The sequence below is a fragment of the Pseudomonas grimontii genome (assembly GCF_007858185.1).
GTDB classification, from domain to species: domain Bacteria; phylum Pseudomonadota; class Gammaproteobacteria; order Pseudomonadales; family Pseudomonadaceae; genus Aquipseudomonas; species Aquipseudomonas grimontii.
The window spans coordinates 802064-820107 of record NZ_VFES01000001.1; the positions used below are offsets into that span (position 1 = coordinate 802064).

General features: G+C 61.0%; 21 protein-coding genes, 1 tRNA gene and 1 pseudogene. 13 read left to right on the forward strand and 10 right to left on the reverse strand.

The window, feature by feature from the left end; translation table 11 throughout:
• Positions 1 to 57: 57 nt before the first annotated feature.
• The gene (locus FIV39_RS03820) at positions 58 to 1074 is read right to left on the reverse strand and encodes a DUF4917 family protein (RefSeq protein ID WP_090408214.1); all 1017 of its coding nucleotides are present in this window, start codon (positions 1072 to 1074) and stop codon (positions 58 to 60) included.
• Positions 1075 to 1199: 125 nt separating this feature from the next.
• Here FIV39_RS03820 and yiaY point away from each other — a divergent pair, with 125 nt between their 5' ends.
• From yiaY to FIV39_RS03870, 10 genes and pseudogenes are all read left to right on the forward strand, one after another.
• Complete coding sequence (gene yiaY, locus FIV39_RS03825; protein WP_090408211.1) at positions 1200 to 2348, forward strand: L-threonine dehydrogenase; 1149 nt, start codon at positions 1200 to 1202, stop codon at positions 2346 to 2348.
• A gap of 108 nt (positions 2349 to 2456) precedes the next feature.
• Positions 2457 to 3131 carry an NAD(P)H-binding protein gene (locus FIV39_RS03830; protein ID WP_090408208.1) on the forward strand — a complete coding sequence of 225 codons (675 nt, stop codon included), beginning with the start codon at positions 2457 to 2459 and terminating at the stop codon, positions 3129 to 3131.
• A complete protein-coding gene (locus FIV39_RS03835) occupies positions 3131 to 4084 on the forward strand; it encodes a LysR family transcriptional regulator (protein WP_090408205.1) in 954 nt (317 codons plus the stop codon). Before FIV39_RS03830 ends, FIV39_RS03835 begins: the two co-directional genes overlap by 1 nt.
• Before the next feature lie 103 nt (positions 4085 to 4187).
• A complete protein-coding gene (locus FIV39_RS03840; protein ID WP_090408202.1) occupies positions 4188 to 5381 on the forward strand; it encodes a CaiB/BaiF CoA transferase family protein in 1194 nt (397 codons plus the stop codon).
• Positions 5378 to 6319 (forward strand): hydroxymethylglutaryl-CoA lyase, encoded by a 942-nt coding sequence (locus tag FIV39_RS03845; RefSeq protein ID WP_090408199.1) that lies wholly within the window; start codon positions 5378 to 5380, stop codon positions 6317 to 6319. Before FIV39_RS03840 ends, FIV39_RS03845 begins: the two co-directional genes overlap by 4 nt.
• Positions 6320 to 6379: 60 nt before the next feature.
• Complete coding sequence (locus FIV39_RS03850) at positions 6380 to 7711, forward strand: MFS transporter (protein WP_090408196.1); 1332 nt, start codon at positions 6380 to 6382, stop codon at positions 7709 to 7711.
• A 13-nt stretch (positions 7712 to 7724) separates the two neighbouring features.
• Positions 7725 to 7859, forward strand: a pseudogene (locus FIV39_RS33255) (LysR family transcriptional regulator); the annotation flags it as partial.
• A gap of 13 nt (positions 7860 to 7872) precedes the next feature.
• A complete protein-coding gene (gene fos, locus FIV39_RS03860) occupies positions 7873 to 8283 on the forward strand; it encodes a fosfomycin resistance glutathione transferase (protein ID WP_090408193.1) in 411 nt (136 codons plus the stop codon).
• 54 nt (positions 8284 to 8337) lie between these two features.
• The gene (locus FIV39_RS03865) at positions 8338 to 8979 is read left to right on the forward strand and encodes a LysE family translocator (RefSeq protein ID WP_090408191.1); all 642 of its coding nucleotides are present in this window, start codon (positions 8338 to 8340) and stop codon (positions 8977 to 8979) included.
• Positions 8980 to 9097: 118 nt separating this feature from the next.
• Positions 9098 to 9625 (forward strand): DUF4142 domain-containing protein, encoded by a 528-nt coding sequence (locus FIV39_RS03870; RefSeq protein ID WP_027604356.1) that lies wholly within the window; start codon positions 9098 to 9100, stop codon positions 9623 to 9625.
• A 54-nt stretch (positions 9626 to 9679) separates the two neighbouring features.
• Here FIV39_RS03870 and FIV39_RS03875 read toward each other — a convergent pair whose 3' ends face one another.
• From FIV39_RS03875 to FIV39_RS03895, 5 genes are all read right to left on the reverse strand, one after another.
• Positions 9680 to 10105, reverse strand: a complete 426-nt coding sequence (locus tag FIV39_RS03875) for a low affinity iron permease family protein (protein WP_090408188.1) — start codon at positions 10103 to 10105, stop codon at positions 9680 to 9682.
• 112 nt (positions 10106 to 10217) lie between these two features.
• Positions 10218 to 10718 (reverse strand): methylated-DNA--[protein]-cysteine S-methyltransferase, encoded by a 501-nt coding sequence (locus tag FIV39_RS03880; RefSeq protein ID WP_090408185.1) that lies wholly within the window; start codon positions 10716 to 10718, stop codon positions 10218 to 10220.
• A gap of 187 nt (positions 10719 to 10905) precedes the next feature.
• A complete protein-coding gene (locus tag FIV39_RS03885; RefSeq protein WP_053136883.1) occupies positions 10906 to 11316 on the reverse strand; it encodes a type II toxin-antitoxin system HicB family antitoxin in 411 nt (136 codons plus the stop codon).
• A 22-nt stretch (positions 11317 to 11338) separates the two neighbouring features.
• Positions 11339 to 11521, reverse strand: a complete 183-nt coding sequence (locus FIV39_RS03890; protein WP_003189411.1) for a type II toxin-antitoxin system HicA family toxin — start codon at positions 11519 to 11521, stop codon at positions 11339 to 11341.
• 164 nt (positions 11522 to 11685) lie between these two features.
• On the reverse strand, positions 11686 to 12582 hold the full coding sequence (locus FIV39_RS03895) for a LysR family transcriptional regulator (protein ID WP_090408182.1): 897 nt from the start codon (positions 12580 to 12582) through the stop codon (positions 11686 to 11688).
• Between the two features lie 95 nt (positions 12583 to 12677).
• Here FIV39_RS03895 and FIV39_RS03900 point away from each other — a divergent pair, with 95 nt between their 5' ends.
• The 3 genes from FIV39_RS03900 (at position 12678) to FIV39_RS03910 (ending at position 15548) form a co-directional block, all read left to right on the forward strand.
• Positions 12678 to 13841 (forward strand): MFS transporter, encoded by a 1164-nt coding sequence (locus FIV39_RS03900; RefSeq protein ID WP_090408179.1) that lies wholly within the window; start codon positions 12678 to 12680, stop codon positions 13839 to 13841.
• Positions 13838 to 15010, forward strand: coding sequence for an MFS transporter (locus FIV39_RS03905; RefSeq protein WP_090408176.1), 1173 nt, complete (start codon positions 13838 to 13840; stop codon positions 15008 to 15010). Before FIV39_RS03900 ends, FIV39_RS03905 begins: the two co-directional genes overlap by 4 nt.
• Positions 15011 to 15308: 298 nt before the next feature.
• Entirely contained in the window at positions 15309 to 15548 is a 240-nt protein-coding gene (locus FIV39_RS03910; RefSeq protein ID WP_027604347.1) for a DUF6124 family protein, read from the forward strand.
• A gap of 68 nt (positions 15549 to 15616) precedes the next feature.
• Here the strand turns inward: FIV39_RS03910 and FIV39_RS03915 are convergent, their stop codons facing one another.
• From FIV39_RS03915 to FIV39_RS03935, 4 genes are all read right to left on the reverse strand, one after another.
• The gene (locus tag FIV39_RS03915) at positions 15617 to 15922 is read right to left on the reverse strand and encodes a DUF6482 family protein (protein ID WP_090408173.1); all 306 of its coding nucleotides are present in this window, start codon (positions 15920 to 15922) and stop codon (positions 15617 to 15619) included.
• A 20-nt stretch (positions 15923 to 15942) separates the two neighbouring features.
• Positions 15943 to 16467, reverse strand: coding sequence for a DUF3833 domain-containing protein (locus FIV39_RS03920; protein ID WP_090408170.1), 525 nt, complete (start codon positions 16465 to 16467; stop codon positions 15943 to 15945).
• Positions 16468 to 16666: 199 nt separating this feature from the next.
• A tRNA-Gly gene (locus tag FIV39_RS03925) sits at positions 16667 to 16740 on the reverse strand.
• A gap of 223 nt (positions 16741 to 16963) precedes the next feature.
• A complete protein-coding gene (locus tag FIV39_RS03935) occupies positions 16964 to 17848 on the reverse strand; it encodes an alpha/beta fold hydrolase (protein WP_090408167.1) in 885 nt (294 codons plus the stop codon).
• Positions 17849 to 18044 lie beyond the last annotated feature (196 nt).

An 18044-nucleotide genomic window follows, 5' to 3' on the forward strand; every position in this document is an offset into this window, starting at 1 on the left:
CTATTTAAAGGATGTACTCGATTTAAATGTGGGAGGGGGCTTGCTCCCACATGTTGCTCAGCGTTCCACAGGTACCGACAGTGCCGGATCACCCAACGGATGCGTGCGCGCCGCAAAAAACTTCAACTGCGCGCCGCTGCCATCAAACAGCTCCGAATACCGCCGCTTCTGCTGGCGAATAAACCCGTCGCTGCGGCCCGATACCGAGATCGCCAGGGTCGTGGGACGGGCCTGGCGAATGGCATCCACCAGGTGTTTATCCTGCGGCCCCAGGTCATGGCCAAAGATGCACAGCGCGCCCTTATGGGTCAGCAACTGCTCATAACAGAACGACAAGTAATCCGAGCTGCGGATGGTCTTGAGCTTCTCTTCCACCTTGCCTTCGTTGATGAACAGCGGCACATCGTCCAGGGTCTTGATCGTGTTGTTGATCGCAAAGCTGCTGAGCAAGGTGCTGTCGGTGCTCGGCAACTTGCGCGCGGTGCCGTCAAGGTTGCGCACCAGGTGCAAGCCGCCGTGCAGGTAGAGGATGCGTGTGGCATCGGTGTGGGTGTTGCGCAGGTCGAAGCTGGCATCGGCGCTGCGGAACAGGTCATCGATGCCCGGCGTGTGCAGGATCGCCCAATAGTTGAGCAGGTCGTAGTTGGTGGTGAACACGCTGGTGTAGTTCGCCAGTTCGCGGTTGATCGTCGCCAGCGTCGACGGCTGCACCAGGCGCCACGGAATGTGCACGGCGTGGATGGTATTGATCAGCGCTTCCTTGATCGCGTAGTAGCGATTACGCGGCGCCGCCGAGCTGACCGCCAGGGCCTTGTTGACCCGACTGGTGGTTTTCAGTGCGCCCAGGGCGTGCTCGAAGCTACGGGTTTGCAGGGCGTCGAACACGCTGAGTTCGGATTGACCGAGGGGTTTTTCTTCGACGGTGCGCGCGTTTTCGAACAGCGAGTCGTAGGCGAAGTCTTCCCAAATCGTGCGGCTCGCGCCATTGCCGATCAGAATCCCACTGAAGGCAGTGCTGCTGCGCAGGGCGCTCCAGTCTTCAAGGTGGGCGTCAATATCCTGGAAATCCTTCATTGCGGCGGGTCTACTCGAAATCGGCTGGATGGCGACTTTATCACGAGTGGGTGTTGATCCTGATCAAGGTGCCGCAGGCAGGTGAGGTTGATGCTGTAGGCATAAACGTCATCCGAGGATTCGCCATGAGCAGCACCTTCTTCATTCCCGCCGTCAACATCATGGGCATCGACTGCCTCGACGAAGCCATGAATGCCATTCGCAACTATGGTTTTCGCAAAGCACTGATCGTCACCGACGCGGGTATGGCCAAGGCGGGCGTGGCCGGCATGATCGCCGAGAAGCTGGCGATGCAGGACATCGACTCGGTTATCTACGACGGCGCCAAGCCCAACCCCAATGTGGAAAACGTCGAGAAAGGCCTGGCGTTGTTGCAGCAGAGTGCCTGCGATTTCGTGGTGTCCCTGGGCGGCGGTTCGCCCCATGACTGCGCCAAGGGCATCGCCCTGTGCGCTACCAACGGTGGGCATATCGGAGACTACGAAGGCGTCGACCAATCGAGCAAACCGCAGATGCCCCTGGTGGCGATCAACACCACCGCCGGCACCGCCAGCGAGATGACGCGTTTCTGCATCATCACCGACGAAACCCGCCACGTAAAAATGGCCATCGTCGACCGCAACGTCACGCCGCTGCTGTCGGTCAACGACCCGAGCCTGATGGTCGGCATGCCCAAGGGCCTCACCGCCGCCACCGGCATGGACGCCCTGACCCACGCCATCGAAGCCTACGTCTCCACGGCGGCCACCCCGATCACCGACGCCTGCGCGATCAAGGCCATCGAACTGATCAGCGCCAACCTGCGCCTGGCGGTACGCGACGGCAGCGACAAGGTCGCGCGGGAAAACATGGCGTATGCCCAGTTCCTCGCGGGCATGGCGTTCAACAATGCCTCCCTGGGTTTCGTGCATGCCATGGCCCACCAACTCGGCGGTCTGTACGACCTGCCCCACGGCGTGTGCAACGCGGTGCTGCTGCCCCACGTGCAAAGCTTCAACGCCAGCGTCAGTGCCAAACGCTTGAGCGACGTCGGCCGTGCGCTGGGTGTCGACGCCAAGGGCACCACGGACGAAGAGGGCGCCCAAGCCGCTATCGCCGCCATTCGCAGCCTGTCCCAGGACGTTGAAATCCCCGCCGGCCTGCGCGAACTGGGCGCCAAGTTGCAGGACATTCCGCTGCTGGCCACCAATGCATTGAAAGACGCGTGCGGGCTGACCAACCCACGGCGCGCCGATCAGCGTCAGATTGAGGAGATCTTTCGCAGCGCTTTCTGACGGGGCAGCCTCAAGCTGCAAGCGTTAAGCTACAAGCTGTTAAGGTGCGAATCTCGCACTGCATTCAACTTGAGCATGAAGCTTGCGGCTTGCCGCTGAGGTCCCCTTATGAGAGTTCTGTTATTCGGTGCCACCGGCATGGTCGGCCAGGGCGTCCTGCGCGAGTGCCTGCTGGCCGCTGACGTACAGGAAGTCGTCGCCGTCGGCCGCACGCCCCTGACCCAGGAACACGGCAAGCTGCATCAGGTGTTGCACAGCGACATGCTGGATTTCCACCCCCTGGAAAACCTGCTGCAAGGGTTTGACGCGTGTTTCTTCTGCCTCGGTGTCTCCTCGACGGGCATGAATGAAACCCGGTACACCCACCTCACTTATGACATGACCCTCGTCGCGGCCAGCACCCTGGCGCGGCTTAATCCGCAGATGACCTTTATCTACGTGTCCGGCGCCGGTACCGACAGTTCCGAGGCGGGCAAGTCGATGTGGGCGCGGGTCAAGGGCAAGACCGAGAATGCCTTGCTGCGCCTGCCGTTCAAGGCGGTGTACCTGTTCCGGCCGGGGATCATTCAGCCGTTGCATGGCGTGCGTTCGAAGACGCCGCTGTATCAATCCTTTTATTCTGTGCTCGGGCCAGTGCTTTCGTTGGTGCGTCGGGTCAAGCCGGCCTGGGTGGTGAGCACCGAGACCGTCGGCCGTGCGATGTTGACGGCGGTGCGGCATGGCGCGCCGCAACCGGTGGTGGAACAGGCGCAGATTAATCGCCTGGCATCCGAGCGCGCCTGATGCTGCACAAAAGCCTGGTGCGTCGCCTGGATCTGATCACCCTTCAACTGTTCGTCGCGGTGTTCGAAGAGGGCACCCTGACCCGCGCCGCCGCCCGCGAAGCCATCGCCGTGTCGGCGGCCAGCAAGCGCTTGATGGAGCTGGAGCAGGTATTGGGGGTGAGCCTGTTCGTGCGGCGGGCCAAGGGCATGGACCTCACCGCCGCTGGCGAAACCCTGCTGCACCATGCCCGGCAGATGCTGTTCAACGTGGAAAAAATGGGTCTGGAACTCGGCGAACACAGCCACGGTGTGCGCGGTTATGTGCGGATGCTGGCCAATCTCTCGGCGATTATTCAGTTTCTTCCGGAAGACTTGCGGGATTTTTCCGAGTTGCATCCTGAAGTGAAAACCGACCTCGAAGAACGTCCCAGCAAGGGCGTGGTGCAAGGCGTGCTGGATGGGGTGGCGGACCTGGGGATCTGTTCCAGTGACACCGACACCAAAGGTCTGCCCAGCGTGACGTATCGCCACGACAAGCTGGTGGTGCTGATGCCGGCGGATCACCCGTTGGCGCCGCGCGAAAGCCTGGCATTCGCCGAAACCCTGGACACCGACTACGTTGGCCTGCACGCGGCCAGCTCGATCAATATGCGTACCCACGCCGCCGCGCGCGAGGCCGGCAAGCTGCTGCGCCTGCGTATTCATGTGCCGGGCTTTGATGCGATGTGCCGGATGGTCCAGGCGAACATGGGCATCGGCATCCTGCCGCTGAAGGCCTATGAATTGTTTGGCCGTGCACTGGGCCTGCATGCCGTGCCGCTGACCGATGCCTGGTCGGATCGCAGTTTGATCCTGGTGGTGCGCGATGAGGCGCAGTTGTCGCCGGTGAGTCGGTTGTTGTTCGATTACCTGAGCATCACGGCGCCTTCTCTGGAGCGGCCTGACAGCCTCATCCGACAGGCAAATCGCTAAGCGTTCGCGTTTTGCGAACGCTCCTTGCCAACTGACGGTTGGATTTATCCTGTCCCTGTCCTCTAGCCTTGGCCGCAAATTCCAAGAACAAGAGGTACACCCCATGACGGCTCCCCTGACCGGTATCAAGGTGATCGAGATCGGCACCCTGATTGCTGCGCCGTTCGCCGCCCGGCTGATGGCCGAGTTCGGCGCCGAGGTGATCAAGATCGAAGCCCTGGGGCAGGGCGATCCGCTTCGTAAATGGCGAAAGCTGCATGAAGGCACTTCGCTCTGGTGGTACCTGCAATCACGTAACAAGAAATCCCTGGCCCTGGACCTCAAGTCCGCTGAAGGCCTGAGCCTGATCAAGCAGTTGCTCGGCGATGCCGATGTGCTGATCGAAAACCTGCGCCCCGGTGGCCTGGAAAAACTTGGCCTGGGCTGGGACGTACTGCACGCGCTTAACCCCCAGCTGACCCTGGTGCGTATCTCCGGCTACGGCCAGACCGGCCCGTACCGCGACCGCCCCGGCTTCGGTGCCATCGGCGAGGCCATGGGCGGCATTCGCTACACCACCGGCAACCCGGACTCGCCTCCGGCGCGGGTCGGCGTGAGCCTGGGCGACTCCCTCGCGTCGTTACATGGTGTGATCGGCGCGCTGATGTCGTTGCTGCGGGTCAAGACCGGCCAGGGCGACGGGCAGATTGTCGATGTGTCCCTGGCGGAAAGCGTGTTCAACCTGATGGAAAGCCTGGTGCCCGAATACGACATGCTCGGCCATGTGCGCGAGCGCAGCGGCGGCGCCTTGCCCGGGATTGCGCCCTCGAATACCTACCTGACCGCCGACGGCGCCTATGTGGTGATCGCCGGCAACAGCGACCCGATCTACAAGCGCCTGATGACCACCATCGGCCGCGTCGACCTGGCCGAAGCCGCCGAATTCGCCCACAACGATGGCCGCGCGGCGAAAAGCGGTTTGCTCGATGCCGCCATCACCCATTGGACCAGCAGCCTGCCTATCGAGCAGGTGCTCAGCGCCCTGGAAGCCGCCGAAGTGCCGGCCGGGCGCATCTACTCCGTGGCCGATATCGTCAGCGACCCGCACTACCAGGCGCGCGACATGTTGCTCGATGCGCAGTTGCCCGGCGGTGTGTCGGTGAAGATGCCCGGCATCGTGCCCAAGCTCTCGGAAACCCCCGGCGCCGTGAACTGGCAGGGCCCGAGCCTGGGCCAGCACACCGATGACATCCTCGGCAGCCTGGGCCTTACGGTTGCCGACATCCAACGCCTGAAAACCTCGGGAGTGGTGCAATGATCACTGACTATTGCGACCCGCTGATCGTGCAGGAAGTGTCCCCGCGCGATGGCCTGCAAATCGAACCGACCTGGGTCGAGACCACTGACAAGATAGCCCTGATCGACCAGCTTTCCCTCGCCGGTTTTTCGCGGATCGAAGCCGGTTCGTTCGTGTCGCCCAAGGCCATCCCCGCATTGCGCGATGGCGAGCAAGTGTTCCAGGGCATCCAGCGTAAAGCCGGTGTGATCTATGTCGCGCTGATCCCCAACCTCAAGGGCGCCCAGCGTGCCGTCGAGTCTCGCGCCGATGAACTGAACCTGGTGATGTCGGCCAGCCAGACCCATAACCTGGCGAATATGCGCATGCGGTGCGAGGCGTCGTTGGCGGCATTCGGCGATATCGTCAGCTTTGCCGCTGACCACCCGGTACGCCTCAATGGCAGCATCGCCACCACCTTTGGCTGCCCGTTCGAAGGCAAGATCGATGAAGACCGCGTGCTGCAGCTGGTCGACGCCTATCTGCAACTAGGCATCCAGGGCATCAGCCTCGCCGACACCACCGGCATGGCCAACCCGCGCCAGGTGGAGCGCCTGGTCAAGCGCGTGTTGCAACGCGTGCCGGCCAGCGACCTGACCCTGCATTTCCATAACACCCGCGGCCTGGGCCTGTGCAATGTGCTGGCTGCCTACGAAGCCGGGGCCCGACGCTTTGATGCGGCGCTGGGGGGCCTGGGTGGGTGCCCGTTTGCGCCGGGGGCGTCGGGCAATATCTGCACCGAAGATCTGGTCAACCTGTGTGAAGAGGTTGGCATTCACACCGGAATCGACTTGCCGCATCTGCTGAACCTGTCCCGCCGCTTGCCGGCCTTGCTGGGCCATGAGTTGCCCGGCCAGGTGGCCAAGGCCGGGCGCAATTGCGACCTGCATCCGCCGCCGTATTACACCGCCACGCTGTAACGCCTTACCAGACAACAAAAACAATCGGACGCCTGTGAGCAGTCCGCTGGAGAGAAACCCATGAGCACTAATACGTTGGAGGTCGGCGCGCGCCCGACCGCTGAAATCGATGCCGAAAAAGCCCTGGTCAGCAAGGTCGCCTGGCGCCTGATGCCGCTGATCATGGTGTGCTACCTGTTCGCGTTTTTTGACCGTATCAACATCAGCTTTGCCAAGTTCCAGCTGCAGGCTGACCTCAGCCTGAGCGATACCGCCTACGGCCTGGGCGCCGGATTGTTCGTGGTGGGGTATGTGATCTTTGAAGTGCCGAGCAACATGATGCTGTACAAGGTCGGCGCGCGGCGCTGGATCGCGCGGATCATGATGTCGTGGGGTCTGGCCACGGCGGCCATGGTGTTCGTCACGGCCGAATGGCAGTTCTATGGCCTGCGTTTCATCATCGGCGCGATGGAGGCTGGCTTCGCCCCCGGCGTACTGTATTACCTGACGTTGTGGTTCCCGCAGCACTTCCGTGGGCGCATTACTTCGATGTTGTTCCTGGCTTCTGCCTTTGCAGGGTTGGTTGGCGCACCGTTCTCCGGCCTGGTGCTGGAACATCTCGACGGTGTGCTGCAGATGCGCGGCTGGCACTGGTTGTTCCTGCTCGGCGGCTTGCCCTGCATTGGCTTGGGCTTCCTGGTGCTGACCCTTCTCAAGGACCGTATCGAAGATGCGCACTGGCTGACGCCGGCGGAGAAGACCCTGCTGTCGAGCCGTATTGCCCAGCATGAGCCGAACAAACATGGCGGCTCGCTGCTGTCGGCGATCCGCATTCCCGGCTTTTTGATGCTTGGGTTTATCTACTTCCTGATCCAGGTGGCGTCTTACGGCCTCAACTTCTGGGCGCCGCAACTGATCCGCAGCGCGGGCACCCAAAGCCCGGTGATGATCGGCCTGCTCACGGCCATTCCCTATGTGTGCGGCGCGATCAGCATGGTGGTGATCGGGCGGCTGTCGGACGCGACCGGCGAGCGCCGCAAGTTTGTCTGCGGCCTGGTGGTGCTGGGCGCGGTGGGCTTCTTCAGTGCCGGGATCTTTGCCGACCACACCACCTTCCTGATCATCGCCCTGGGCATGTTGGGCGCCGGCATCATCGCTTCGATCCCGACCTTCTGGACCCTGCCCCCCAAGTTGCTGGCCGGTGCCGGCGCAGGCGCGGCGGGCGGGATTGCGGTGATCAACACCCTCGGGCAGTTCGGTGGCATTGTCAGCCCGGTGATGGTGGGGCGGATCAAGGACCTCACCGGCAGCACCACCCCGGCACTCTATGTGATCGGCGTGTGCGCGTTGTTGGCGGCGGCGCTGCTGTTGTGGGGCCTGCCGCAAAAGCTGCGCACCCTCGACAAGGCCTGATCAGCCTGCCGCACTGGGCGTGGCACCGCCGTTTCATATTCCATCGTTTGCCTTCGAGCTGGCATGGCATGCGCGACGGGGCGGGGATTCGGGGTTGCAGTGGTTGATTGGGCAGGTGCAGGGTATGTTGTCCGAAGGCCGCAGATAACAGGAAAAAAAACATGTTCTCAGGCTTCAACCACTTGACCCTGGCCGTCACCGACGTGAGTCGCAGCGTCGGCTTTTACCATGAGTTGTTGCAACTCAAGCTCGAGGCTACTTGGGATTCCGGCGCCTATTTGTCGTTGCCGGGCCTATGGCTATGCCTCTCGCTTGATCCTCTACGCGAGTCGAAGCCAGGGGCCGATTACACCCACTATGCGTTTACAGTCGGAACGAGTGAGTTCGCTGCGCTGGTCTCGCGTCTGCGCGCCGCCGAGGTGCAAGAGTGGCGCGACAATCGCAGTGAAGGCGCCTCGTTCTATTTCCTCGATCCCGACGGCCATAAGCTCGAAGCCCATGTCGGCGACCTGGCTTCGCGTCTGCTGGCTTGCCGCGACAAGCCTTATGCGGGAATGAGGTTTTACCCATAGCGCAGGAACGTGCAGAATCCGTCCACCTTCCCACGCTTTGTCAGAGTCACGCCCATGACCCCCTCCTTGCTGCTCGCCGTCCTCGCTTCGGGTTTTATCTACGGTATTACGCCTGGTCCGGGGGTACTGGCGGTGTTCGGCATCGGCGCTGCCCGTGGCCGACGTGCCGGGGCGGGTTTTTTGTGCGGGCACTTGCTTGGCGATGTGCTGTGGTGCAGCACCGCGTTGATCGCGATTGTGGGCGCGCGGGAAGTCGGCAGCAGCGCGTTCGATGTGCTCGGCGTGCTCAGTGGGCTGTACCTGTTCTGGCTCGGCTGGCGCGCGATTCGCACCCAGCATCGCAGCAGTGATGCCCCTCAGGGCGCAGCGCGGCATCCGTTCTGGCACGGCATTCTGTTCGGCTTGACCAACCCCAAGGCGTACCCGGTCGCGGTGGCGACGTTTACGGCGTTGCTGTCCAGCCGTGCCGAGTTGTTGACTTGGTCGATGCTGCCGGCGTTGATCTTCCTGAGCTTCGTCGGTGGCCTGTTGGCCTACGCGATCCTGATCGGCGTGGTCGGTGCCCAGCGGGTGCGCACGGTGTATCAGCGCCATGAAATCCTCATCACCAGGCTCTGCGGCGTGATGTTTATCGGCTTCGCCATCAATGCCCTGGCCCATGCGTTGCCAGGCCTGTTCGGCAGCAAACCGGCCTGATCGGCCACGACCGTTCGTCGCACGGGCAAGTTTTTTCTAAACCTTTGTCGCCCTGAAAATTCGAATCCAGGGCGGGGTGTATTTCCCCGCACCTATTTTTGCCCTGGAGGAACCCATCATGAGCCGCATGGCTATCCGGTTACGCACCGCCAGTTTCGCGATGCTGCTGGGCCTCGGCGCCAGCAATGCTTTCGCCCAGTCACCTGCCGAATTCATCGAGCAGGCTTCGGCCAAAGGCATGGCCGATATCGAAACCAGTCGCATGGCCCACGCCAAAACCTCGTCCCAGGAAATCAAGGACTACACCATCGAGGTGATCAACGAGCGCACCCTGGCCAACCAGCACTTGGCGGCGATCGCCAAGAAGCTTGACCTGCCCGTGGCTCCACGGGAGAAGATCGTCGATAAGGCCGAAACCCTGATGCCCGAACTCAAGGACGGCGATTCCTTCGACGCGGCCTACACCGCGCAGCAAGTGAAGGAAAACGAAGACGCCATTGCCCTGTTCAAGCGCGAAGGTGCGGCCTCGGATGTGCCGGAAATCAAAGCACTGGTGGATGAGACGCTGCCCAAGCTGGAAGAGCGCCTGCAAAAAGCGCGTGCCCTGGCGTCGACCTACGGCAAGGGCCATCAAGGCGACGGTTGAGACGTTCACTTGATATAAAAAACGGCGGTTGGATCATATCCAACCGCCGTTTTTTTACGCCTGGTTCAGGTCGGTCTTGTTCGGTGCGGCATCGTCGGCGGCGTGGCCGCAACTGCTGTTCAGGCTCACGGTGCCGGTGTTGCCGATGCTGCGATATTCCTGGCGCAGTTTTTCCAGTTCTTTGCGGTCCAGGCCATCGAGGCTCAGCACGGCATTCTGCGCATCCTTGGTCACTCGTAGCAATTCGTCGATCTTGATATGCAGGATGTCGTTATCGCGGTTTTGCGTGTTCTGGATCAGGAACACCATGAGGAAGGTGATGATGGTGGTCGAGGTGTTGATGATCAGCTGCCAGGTGTCGTTGTAGTGGAAGTACGGGCCGCTCAAGCTCCACAGGAAAATCAACGCGACCGCCGCATAGAACGTCCGGGCACTGCCTGCCCAACGGGACAAGGATTGTGAGACTGCGGAGAATTTCATGACCGTTTTCCTTAAAGGGTGGGTGATGAAAGGATGGACCGCAGCGCTGCGCTGAAATTTCTTTTTACAAAAGCCGCGCCGAGCAACGTTGTACGTTTTTGTCGACAGACGCTTAAAAAGCCAGCTCCGCCTGGCCGGTGCCTTCCAGTGCGAGCAAATACTGCTTGGCCTCCAGCCCACCGGCAAACCCGGTCAGCCCACCCGAGGCGCCAATGACCCGATGGCACGGTGCAACGATCGAGATGGGATTACGCCCATTGGCCGCACCCACGGCGCGTACGGCTTTTGGGTTACCGATTTGTTGGGCGATCTGACTGTAGCTGCGGGTTTCGCCAAAGGGGATGGTCAGCAGTGCCTGCCAGACTTGCTTCTGAAAGTCGGTACCGGTGAAGTCCAGTTCCAGCTCGAACTGATTGCGGGTGCCGGCGAAGTATTCCTTCAACTGGCGCTCGGTTTCCAACAGCACCGGGCTGTCGTTGGCTTCGTGCAATTGACCCAGGCGCACACGGTTGGCGCGTTCTACCTCCCACAGGATGGCGCTGAGCTTGCCATCGCGCGCCACCAGAGTGAGCTCACCGACAGGGGAGGGCATGAGCGTGTATTCGTAGGGCATGAGCGGGCTCCTCGAAGGGCAGGCATTAAACGGTACGGGGGTGACTGTAGTGCCGGGGCCGCTGTCGAAAACTACGTTTCTTGCGGTGGAATTCTTCACCACCTTGGACGTATCCGTAAACTCGGTATGAAGCGGCATGATCACGCCATGGATGTAGTGCTGCGTTCAGACTTTGCTCCCGTTGCAGCTACCGATCCTGTTGCAGCACTTTGAGCGCCGCCGACGCGAGGAAGCCCGAACGGCTTTTCTCCTCAGGATGGTGCAGTACATATTCATCGATGCGGTTGAGCAGGTAGCCCGGCAACGTAATGTTGAGCTTTTGCGCCTTGCCCAGGTATTTGGTGACATCGATGTCTACCACCGCCCAAGTGCAGCCAGCGTACTGCGGGTTGGCTGCATGCACGGTGACCTTCTGGGCACTCGGGATCGGCGCGCCGTCTTCCGCGAGAATTTCGAAGTGCCCTTCGATGGCTTCACGCGCCATGGCCATGGCGTCGTCCAGATCGTCACCGGCAGAGTAGCAACCGGGAATATCCGGGACTTCCACGCCCCAGGCGTGGTCTTGGTCACCGGTTGAAATTGCGATGGGGTACAGCATGTTCGTTGTCCTCCAGGGACGATTAACTCAACAGAGCTTGTTTCAAAATGCTCTTGGCGGTTTTGTCCAACAGGTCTTTCTTTGGATGGGGGATCGTCACCAGGCCAGGCTTCGTCGGGTGCTTGAAATGGTGATGACTGCCTCTGATGCGCACCAGGTACCAGCCGTCTGCGACGATGTGACCTATCAAATATCGGCTATCCACAGCACCTCCTTGTGGTGTGTGATGGTGGTGACTATAACTACTGAAAATAAATTATCAACACTCTACCTACCCGTCTTCGATGACCGGTATTTCGGCAGGTGGTGAATGCAATGTAAGAGCGAGTGGGATAGGCGCTGCGGGGAGGTATTCCGAGGTTTTTCGGGTCATTGCCGGATGTGTAATGCCTCTCCGATAACGGCAAGAAACGCATCAATCAACACACTTGGTCTTTCGGTCGGCGTCAGCACCAACAACCGCGCACACGCATCCGCCTCCACCAAAGGCCGATAAGTCACGCCCTTGTTCATCAAACTCCGGGTACAGGCCGGCACCAGCGCCACCCCTTGCCCGGCGGCCACCAGCGCAATGATCGAGGTAATCTGCCGTCCGGTCGGTCCGGTATGCAGTGGCACGCCATGGTGGCGGTAAAGCTGCTCGATGGACTGGTTCAGCCCCGAGCCGTAATCGGCTGGAAACAGAATCAAAGGATAGGCACTGAGCTGCGCCAGGCTGATGTCGGCCTGGCTGGCCAACGCGCTGTCACTCGACACCGCTGCCACCAAGCGCTCCTCGCCCAACGACAGCGCTTGTACCTCGTCGTTTTGTGGCAACAACCGGCTCAAGCCAATATCCAGGCGTCCGTCGGCCACGTGCGCACCGAGGCTGCCGGAGGCGCATTCCACCAGGGTCAGGTGCACATCGGGAAAACGCTGGGCAAAGGCCTGGATCGACTGGCTGAACAGGTCCGACAGGGCAATCGAGCTGACGTAGCCCAAGGCCAATTGACCCGCTGTCCCTGCTGCCAACTTACCGGCAATCACCTGAGCCAACTCCACCTGTTCCAACACGCCACGTGCGTAGGGCAGGAACGCGCGGCCCTGTGCGGTGAGGGTCACGGTGCGGCTGGTGCGATCGAACAGCTTGAAACCCAACTCTGCCTCCAGCGCTGAAATCTGCCGGGTCAAAGGCGGCTGGGCGAGGTGCAGGCGCAGGGCGGCGCGACCGAAGTGCAATTCTTCGGCAACCGTCAGAAAGTAACGCAGCTTGCGTAGGTCGAGCATCCTGATCCCTGGGTATCAATCGGTCGGAATTCGGTATTGGTTTAAGACCTGCCGGCCATTCTATAAAGACCTTTCAAAATAAAACGAGAGGTTTCATGAAACCGCGCCTGCATTGTGCCCGCCTTGCCCTGTTCCTGTGTGGCTGCGCGGCGTTTCTCAACCTCTATGCGACCCAAAGCATTCTCCAGACGTTTGCCGCGCACTTTCATATCAGTGCCAAGGAGGCGGGTTGGAGCATCACCGTCACCACCCTGGCCGTGGCGATCACCGCACCTTTCGTCAGTCGCCTGACCGGACGTTTTGCGCAACGCACGGTGATCTCGGTGGCGGCTGTGCTGCTGGCGGGGCCGGCGTTGATGACCGCTTATGCCGACAGCTTTGCCGAAGTGCTGGTGTGGCGCTTTGTCGAGGGCATGCTGATCCCGGTGCTGTTCGCCACCAGTGTGGCCTATATCGGCGACCGCTGGAGCGGCGGCACGGTCACTGAGGTGATGAGTCTCTACGTCGCGGGCACCGTGTTGGGCGGGTTCGCCGGGCGCTTCGTTACCGGGGTGATGACCGAATATGTGGGCTGGCGTGAAGCCTTTGAGTTACTCGCGGTACTGAGCTTGATGGTCGGCGGGTTTATCCAGTTTCTGTTACCGGCCAACCGCCCACGGACCGTGCAGGCTAAAGCCTCGTCGTCAGGTGTATTTCGCCGGCCGTTGTTGGCCGCTTACGCCGTAGGTTTCTGCGTGTTGTTTTCGCAAGTCGCGGCATTTACCTACGCAGGTTTGTACTTGGGCCTGCCGCCGTTCAACCTTGGGCCTGCAGCGTTGGGGACGTTGTACATGGTGTTCCTGTTGGCGTTGATCGTGATCCCCATCGCCGGGCGCCTCAGCAAAGCCCGCCCGCATGCCGAATTGTTGAGTGTTGCCGCCGTGCTGGGCGTCAGTGGTTCGGCGTTGACCCTGATGCCGTCCCTGTGGTGCATCGTAGTCGGCCTGGCGCTCAGTTCCACCGGTGTGTTCCTCGCCCAAGCTGCCGCCAATGCGTTTATCACCGCCACCGCGCACGATAACAACACGGGCGCTGTCGGGGTTTATCTCACTTGTTATTACCTGGGCGGCAGTGGCGGCGCCATCGTCCCGGCGCTGATCTGGGAACGCTGGGGCTGGGCCGGTTGCGTGGTGCTGATCATCGGTTTCCAGCTGCTGACCTTGTTGATCGCCTTGACCGGCTGGAAGCCTCTTCGGCCTGAGCTGGTTCCGACACCATGAACGACACCGTGTCTGCGTTATCCACCCGCCGTCGCGCCTTGTTCGCCGGTTGCAGTGCCCATGCCGTGCACGATGGGCTCACTGATGTGATCTACGTTCTGCTGCCTGTCTGGCAGGCTCAGTTCGCCTTGTCCTACGCCCAGGTCGGCCTTTTACGTGGCGCCTATTCCGGGATGATGGCCGTGTTCCAACTGCTGGCCAGCCGCGCCGCCAGATGCTGGGGCCGCACACCGATGCTGGTGGGCGGCACGGCGCTGGCGGGTGTTGCCTACCTGTTGGTGGGGCAGGCGACAGGGCTGGCTTTGTTGCTGGTGGCGCTGCTGCTCGGCGGCCTGGGCGCCAGCACCCAACACCCACTGGCCTCCTCGATGATCACCGACGCTTACGAGGACAGTGGCGGGATCAAGCAGGCGCTGTCCCAGTACAACTTCTCCGGTGATATCGGCAAAACCTTGATTCCTGGCTTGGTCGGCCTGCTGCTCACCGTCATCAGCTGGCGGGCCAGTGCCACGTTGCTGGGCCTGCTTGGCCTGGCGGCGGCGGGGCTGTTGTGGTGGCTGATTCCTGCTCGATCATCCGAATCCACCACCCTGAAAAAAGCCAAGCCCCAAAGCCGCAACGGTTCAGCCACCGGCCTGCGCGCGCTGATCCTCACCGGCACCCTCGACAGCGCCGTGCGCATGGGCTTCCTCACCTTCCTGCCGTTCCTGCTGCAAGCCAAAGGCGCCGGTACCGCCGGGATCGGTCTTGCGCTGACCCTGCTGTTCATCGGCGGCGCCTTCGGCAAACTGTTCATCGGCTACCTCGGCGCACGCATCGGCATGATGAAGACCGTATGGATCACGGAAACCAGCACCGCACTGCTGATCGTCGCGGCGGTGTACCTGCCGCTCAGTGGGTTGATGGTGATGTTGCCGCTGTTGGGGCTGGTACTGAATGGCACCTCCTCGGTGCTGTACGGCGCCGTGCCCGACCTTGCCGGCGCGGGCAAGCGCGAGCAGGCGTTTGCGCTGTTCTACACCGGCACCATTGGGGGTGGCGCGTTGGCGCCGGTGGTGTTTGGTGGCGTGGGGGATGCGCTGGGCGTGCCGGTGGCGGTGATGGTGTTGGCGGGGATATTGGGTGTGACGTTGCCGTTGGCGTGGGTGGTGCAGAGGAGGGGAGGATGAGTGAAAAGTGAGGTGTCAGAACGTAGAGTTGAACCTTGCGGCATTGCCTACACAACGATCAGACTCGTCCGAGTTGTGCGCCTTGGGCGACCTCTTTAAGGTTCGTCAGCCGCTGCCCATCAGCGGTCGGGTTTAGTAGCCCGATACGATCAACGGCGTACAGCTGCTCTTATGGTGGCTGCACGCAGGGCGTCTTCGGGCGCGCCGGTTTCGTTGATTCGCCGGTCTACTAACCTGCGTACAGCCGCCACCCATTGTTTAGTAGCTCTGGTATGCGGTCCCTAACGAGGATCAACAGATGTGTACTGACTCCTGCAATCCATCCGTAAAACTGTTCAGCGTCCGTCCCGAAATCGACACTCAAGCGCTGCTCGCCAACGCCTACGAAACCATCGCCGGTGCAGGTGCCATGACCCACGAGTTCGTCGAAAGCCTGCCCTCTCAACAACGCTACCTGGCCCTGGCCATTCAGCAGATGATTGAACTGGGCCTGCTGCTGGTCGAGGCTGTTCAGGACCGCGTGGACCGAGCCGCGTAGGTCCCCCGTACGGTGTAAACGGCTTGCCTTCCCAGGCCGCCCATACCACGGGGGAGGGGAGCCAGAATTTACAGTGTCGCCGCCAGCGAAAACGGAATGCGCAACGCACCGATAGGCCCTTCACGCGTGCCGCACATTTCATCGTGAACGCAGTGCTGCACCAGTACGCAAGGAAACGGCGGGACCCGCTGCAACAGGTCGCGTAAATGCGTGGTGGACCCGATGCGCAGCGGCTTGCCGTGATCGTCCAGTAACGTCGCCTCGACGTGCTCCAGCCTGACGCGAGCGATATAGAAACCGCCCTCCAGGGACAGCAACTCCAGCTCACGTATTTCGCCTTTCTCGGCCAGTTCGCTCAGCATTTGCATATTCATGATTGACCCTCGCTCGTGGCTCATTGGCGACGAAAGAACAACGTGACCTGACCCCACTCGACACCGAACTTGGACATGCTCGAGCGGTTGATCAAGGTGTCCTCGTCCATCAGGTACATCCAATCGTCAAAGCTGACTTCGTACACCGAGCCATCCACCGGCAGATTGAGCCGGTAGCGCCAACGCAGCGCATTACCCGCCACTTCGCCGATCGCCTCGCCCACCACATCCCCGGCTCGTCCGCGCCAGCGTCCTGGGCCGTCCGGCGTCAGTGTCCACACCCGTTGCTGGCGCGTGCCATCGCTGTACAGGAAACGCTCATCCAGAATCAACGCGTTGCCCTCGCGCCGGCTGGCAATATCGACCTCAAAGCGCTTGGCCACTTCCCCCGAACGCTTCTGGAAGATGCCCCAGGCTTTCACGGGTTTACTGAAGAAGCGCTCCAGGTCCAGTTTCGGTTGCTGGTCGGCGTAGTGCTCGACCTCAACGTTGCTGCAACTGGCCAAGCTCACTATCAGCAACAGTGAAAACAGTAGACGTGTCATGGCCTGGCTCTTCGAAGGTGCGGGGCGAAGTGCCTCCGCTCGAAGCATGATACTTGTACAATAAAAATAATTTGTACAGGTTTGTGCGCGCTTTATTTTTTGAATCTCAAATCCCACCCATAAAAAAACCGGCCACCAAGGACCGGTTTTTTTATGCATCCCCCGCCAAAACCCTGCTGGCGTGGAATCTATGTCTGAGTGGAGCGGGTGAAGGGAATCGAACCCTCGTTATCAGCTTGGGAAGCTGGAGTAATGCCATTATACGACACCCGCTCAGAGCGGCTGACTTTGTACCAGATGTGCGCTTGGATTTGAAGTTTTTCTTCGAAAAATGTGCGAGTTGCAGGCACTTGCCCTAGCGACGAACGGAGCCGATGTAGGAGCGAGCTTGCTCGCGAAGAATTCAAGAGCGCCGCGTTCAACCAGGGAGCGCACGTCATCGTTGGCGATCTTCGCGAGCAAGAACTAGGCGTCCCCCTCGCTCCTACACGGTATTTCAGATGGCAAAGGCATGCTGCGTCTGACCCTGGTGATAACGCAATCGGCTGACCTGCCGTTCCGGTTTCAAAAAGCCCACCACCGCGTCCCGGCTGTCCCGGCAGGCGGCCTTGTGCTCCATGTCCAGGAAGTGCCCTGTCGCCTGGATGGTGCTGAAGCTGCTCTTCGCCACGTACTGTCCGAACTGCCTGGCGTCTTCGGCGCTGGTGTACTCGTCCCATTCGCCGTTCAAAAACAGCACCGGCACGTCGATCTGCCGCGCGGCCTTGAGGTAGCACAGGCGGTCGCTGTGCAGCACCTGGCTGATGTGAAAGTGCATCTGCCCGTATTCGTGCTCGGCCAGGCTGCTCACATGCTTGTAGTTGAAACGCTTGAACAGCGACGGCAGGTGTTTGCCGATGGTGCTGTTGACCAGGTGGCCGACGCGGTCGCGGTCGAGGTTGCCGAGGTAGTCGACGCCACGTTCGAGGTAGTCGCGCATCGGCGCGTTGATCACCGGCGAGAACGAGCTGATCACGGCCTTTTCCACACGGCGTGGCTGGTGGGCAAGGGCAACCAGGGTGGCGGCGCCGCCCCAGGAGAAGGACAGCACGTGCTCGGCGGCGAAGTGGTCGATAAGCTCCAGGAGGATCTGGCCTTCGACTTCCTTCGTCAGCATTTGCTCATGACGGTTATGGATTTTGGAACGACCGGCGTAGGGCTGGTCGTACAAAACCACATTGAATTGCGGGTACAGGCTTTTCACGGTTTGGGCGAAGGAGGCCGTGGTGGCCATCGAGCCGTTGACCAGGATGATGGTCTTTTCAGCAGCATCCGCGCGATAGAACTCCGTGTAAACCCGATACTGACCCTGTATATCCAACACAGCGATTTCTGGCCTCATGTCGTAAGACTCCTGGCAAGCGGGTAGGGCGCGCAGATCACTCTGCACGAGCTTTGTGACAGGTAGGCATACGCCTGGAAGATGAGGGCCCATGTCGGTCCGATGACGGCTGGCCGACGGGTGTTGTTATGGCGGGCTGTTTGCCTGGGAGGCCCGTAGATCAAGCGCGGGCGGGGCAAGGTGGTTCTTGGAGGTT